1 pseudogene is annotated in these 993 nt (G+C 40.6%); it reads left to right on the top strand.

The features are described from left to right. A pseudogene (locus tag ACFFGL_RS13660) lies at positions 1-993 on the top strand (hypothetical protein); the annotation flags it as partial.

Below are 993 nucleotides of genomic sequence, written 5' to 3'. Positions count from 1 at the left end.
TAACTAGCCGTGATTCGGATATTTTATCGAACATTCCTGCTTCAGAGCAAGGTAACTATGAGATCACTTATTATGATGATGAAACGGGAGCTTTAACCCAAGACCCTAATTCCTTAATAGCGAATCCTGCTACTTATTCCATAACCACCACCACTGTGGTTTATTACCGATTAGACTATGATTATGGTGCTTTAGGAATAGCTCCGGTAGATGACTGTTATGATGTTGTTCCTCTTGAGATAGTAATAGGAGAGGAACCCAATACCCCAGCTACTGTTGTTGATTTGGAAACGTGTGGTAATGGAGGCACAGGCGAGTTTAATTTAGAGGATCGTTTATCTGATATATTTTCTGGATTAACCCAGTCGGATTACACTTGGGAATTTTATGATGATTTTACTGCTGCCGATACCCAAGACACCACTCAGGAAATTACTGCTCCGACTACTTATACAGGTGCAAATGGGGCTACTATCTATGTTCGAGTAATGAATGAGGATAATTGTCATAAAATAACCACTTTTGATTTAGTGGTCAACCAGCTTAACTATAATACTCCTGTTATGTTGTCTGAATGTGATACCGATCCGCAAGACGGTTTCACTTCTTTTGATTTAACCCAAGCTAGCAACCAGATAGCAGGAGGGAATGCGAATATAACGGCTACTTATTATTTTACTCAAGCAGGAGCAGAGAACCAAACTGCTTCAGACCAGCTTCCTTCGCCGATCAATAATTTTACCAATACCGATCAGGATAATCAAACTGTATATGTGTACATTGAAGACACCTCAGTAAATTGTGGAGTTGTGGAGCCACTTTCGTTGGAAGTGATTCCAAGTCCTGTAGCCAATGCTGCTGGTCCTTTATTTGTGTGTGATGACGATGAAGATGGGCAAGCGCAATTTGATTTAGGTGCTTTAGATAATACAATAGACGGTGGAGCGAGTAATGTTACGGTAAGCTATCACGCCAGTCAAGCATTTGCTAATG

This window comes from Mesonia maritima (genome assembly GCF_042433895.1).
In the GTDB taxonomy this organism is placed as follows: Bacteria; Bacteroidota; Bacteroidia; order Flavobacteriales; family Flavobacteriaceae; genus Mesonia; species Mesonia maritima.
Note: the sequence above shows the minus strand (reverse complement) of the source record. Positions and strands in the feature narration are given on the sequence as shown.